This is a genomic window from Cryobacterium sp. MP_M3 (genome assembly GCF_015752155.1).
In the GTDB taxonomy this organism is placed as follows: Bacteria; Actinomycetota; Actinomycetes; order Actinomycetales; family Microbacteriaceae; genus Cryobacterium.
In genome coordinates this window covers 1-3,008 of sequence record NZ_JADOVI010000040.1, presented here as the reverse complement: position 1 = coordinate 3,008, position 3,008 = coordinate 1, and the positions used below count along the sequence as shown (strand labels likewise).

Here is a 3,008-nt window from a genome sequence, read left to right as displayed (position 1 = left end):
AAGTGGCCCGCCAAACGCCTCCACCACGCACAATGGCCACAACCCCTCCACGCCTCAGAAATCACCATTCAAAACGCTTAACTGAACGGTCTTGCGCTTAGCAGGGCAGCACCGAGGATTCCGGCGGTGAAGATGGCGAGGTTGAACGCCACGGGCAGGAACGAGTTGGCCACGTCCGAGTCCGCGCCTCCCGTGGTGGTGAGCGCGGCCTGCACCTGGGCGGATGCCCCACCGAACGCGATTCCCCACGCTAGGGTCGCGGCGATGATCGCCACGGTTGAGGTGTTCCCGGCGAGGAGCACCACGGCGGCCGCGATGAACAGTGCGACGCTTCCGTGCAGCAAAGGGCGGGGGTGGCGATCCAGGAGCGCCCCGGTGATGACGATTCCGATTATCGAGGCGACTCCGAAGATCAGGAGTTGGACGTCGACGGTGAGGGTGCTGCTGGTGGACCTCAAGTAGGGGGAGATGTAGGTGTAGATCGTGTTGTGCGCGAGCATCCAGGTGAAGATCACGGCCAGGATGATGGCGACGCCTGGGATCTTGAACACCCGGATGAGGGGGAGCCGTGAAGTTGTTGGCTGTCCGTCGGCATCGGGGGCGATCGCTGCGATGAGTGCACCGGCGATGAGGGCCACCATGGTGAGTCCGGCGAAGGCCCACCGCCAGTCGAATGTCGTTCCGAGCCACGACCCGAGGGGGGTGCCGAGGGCGAATCCTACGGGGGCCCCGCCGGAGACGATGGCCAGTGACAGGCCGGCGCGGGACGGCGGGCTGATCTTCCGGCCGTAGGCGGCCAGCATTCCCCAGATGATTCCCGAGAATGATCCGGCGAGGAATCGTGACACCAGCGACAGGGTCACGTCGCTAGAGACGGCGGTGATGCTGTTGGCCAGGATGAGCCCCAGAATCGCGCCAAGGAGCAGGGGCTTGCGGCGCATTCCCCGGGTGAGGGTGATGGCGGGGATTGTGACGATCACCGTGCCGAGGGCGTATGCGCTCACGAACAGCCCGACAGTCCCTTCACTGATGCCCATGCCGCTGGCGATGACCGGCAACAGGCCGGCCGGCATAGTCTCCATCGCCACGAGAACGAAGCCGATGACCGCCAGAGCGCCCAGGGACACCATCGGCATCCGTGTGGATGTCTCGGTGGCTGCCGGTCCCGGCGGCGTGATGGTGGTCTCTAAAATTGGTAGCACGTGCCCCAGTCAACGTGAAGAACCTCGCGCAGGGGAGTCTCTACCAGGGGGTGTACCAGCAGGGCACCCCAACGACGGCCCCGGAGACGTAGTGTCGTCGTCATGGACAATCAAGCCGAGGTGCGCGAATTCCTGATGTCGCGTCGCGCGAAAGTCACTCCGGAACAGGCCGGGCTTCCCGCGGGAACCAACCGGCGCGTGGCTGGGCTACGCCGTACAGAAGTCGCGACACTGGCTGGCGTCAGTGTCGAGTACTACGCCAAACTCGAACGCGGCGCGATCGGAGGAGCGTCCGCCTCAGTACTTGACGCCCTCGCCCGCGCACTCAACCTCGACGACCCAGAACGAACCCACCTCTTCGACCTCGCCCGCGCAGCGGACGGCATTCCACTGTCCGGCCGACCACGCCGGCGTGCCACCAAGAACACCGTTAGCCGGCCCAGTCTTCACTGGGTGCTCAGTACGATCACCAACGGTGTCGCCTTCGTTCGCGATCAATACCAGGACCTTCTGGCCACGAACGAACTCGGCCGAGCCTTCTACTCACCACTCATCGGCGACGGCGGCCGCACACCGAACCTGGCCCGGTTCCAATTCCTGGACCCTGCCTCCCGGAACTTCTATCCGGACTGGGACCTCTTCGCCGAAATGTGCGTCGCAATCATGCGCGCCGAGGCCGGCCGCGACCCCAACGACAAAGGCCTCCACGACCTCGTCGGCGAACTGTCCACACGCAGCGACACGTTCCGGCAGCTCTGGGGAGCCCACGACGTCCGTACCCACGGCTCCGGTACGAAACGCTTCAACCACCCCGTCGTCGGCGAACTCACTCTCGCCTACGAAGAGCTCGTGATCACGGCCGACCCAGGGTTCGTACTCATGATCTACACAGCAGAGCCCGGCTCACCCAGCGCCGAGCGGCTCCGTCTTCTGGCCAGCTGGGCAGCAACGAGAACCGAAACAGCTGCACCGCACTAACGGATCTGACATCACGAATCGTAAGCGAAGGCGGCGTCGCGAAATCGAGAATGCCCCCTCATCGGCACGGGTCCGTTCGTAGGGATCTCGACAGGCTGCACGTAAACGGACCCGTCCAGCCGACCGGGTCGAGCTCCTGTGTCGCTCATATGCTGATCGTTTCACCGCGGGAACCCGGCGTATGGACCTGTCTCGTTTCCCTGTGCGGGCGGGATCGCACACGGCTCAAGGCTGTTGTTGGTCGCGCACGCCTACTTCGTTTGGTTCGGGTGCCTCGTGAACACGTTGACGATCTTCACTGTTCTGCCCTCGACGTAGAACCAAATGCGTGCGCCCCCAGAGAGTTCGTACTGCCATTGGTCGTGTGCAACGCCGTCACGAACAATCGTTGCGAGTTGGCCCTTGAGCTGGTGGCATTTGGGGTCCGACTGGTTCGGGGCCTTCGTGAGCCGGTCCCAGGCATCAGGAGCCGAATCTCTACCGGGCCACGAGCGAGACGGTCGGGGTACGTTGGGAGACGTGACTAGCCGTAGCGGACGCATCGCCCTGATCACCGTGGGCGTGATCGCTCTAATCCTTGGTGGAGTCTGGGCCGGGCAGGGTCTGAATCTGATCCCCGGTAGTTTCATGACGGGTAACCGGATGTGGCTTTCCATCGGGCTAGTCCTCACCATCGTCGGCGTCATCCTGATTGTGCTCGGCCTACGACGGCCAGGGCACGACCGCACGAGCGGGTGAGACATGCCTTCCCCACAGTCACTCAGCGAAGCTGACCGCCGCCTCGTCGCAACGTGGGCTGCCGACTGTGCTGAGCGAGTCTTGGGCCTA

The 3,008-nt window shown here is 64.0% G+C and carries 3 protein-coding genes; 2 read left to right on the top strand and 1 reads right to left on the bottom strand.

Annotated features, from left to right (window positions below; all coding sequences use genetic code 11):
• Window positions 1–77: 77 nt before the first annotated feature.
• Window positions 78–1,130: an MFS transporter gene (locus IWX89_RS18175; RefSeq protein ID WP_196904942.1), complete on the bottom strand. Its 1,053-nt coding sequence runs from the start codon at window positions 1,128–1,130 to the stop codon at window positions 78–80.
• Window positions 1,131–1,304: 174 nt separating this feature from the next.
• Between IWX89_RS18175 and IWX89_RS18170 the strand changes: the two genes are divergently transcribed.
• Window positions 1,305–2,180 carry a helix-turn-helix transcriptional regulator gene (locus tag IWX89_RS18170; protein WP_196904941.1) on the top strand — a complete coding sequence of 292 codons (876 nt, stop codon included), beginning with the start codon at window positions 1,305–1,307 and terminating at the stop codon, window positions 2,178–2,180.
• A 519-nt stretch (window positions 2,181–2,699) separates the two neighbouring features.
• Window positions 2,700–2,918, top strand: a complete 219-nt coding sequence (locus IWX89_RS18165) for a hypothetical protein (protein ID WP_196904940.1) — start codon at window positions 2,700–2,702, stop codon at window positions 2,916–2,918.
• Window positions 2,919–3,008: the final 90 nt, after the last annotated feature.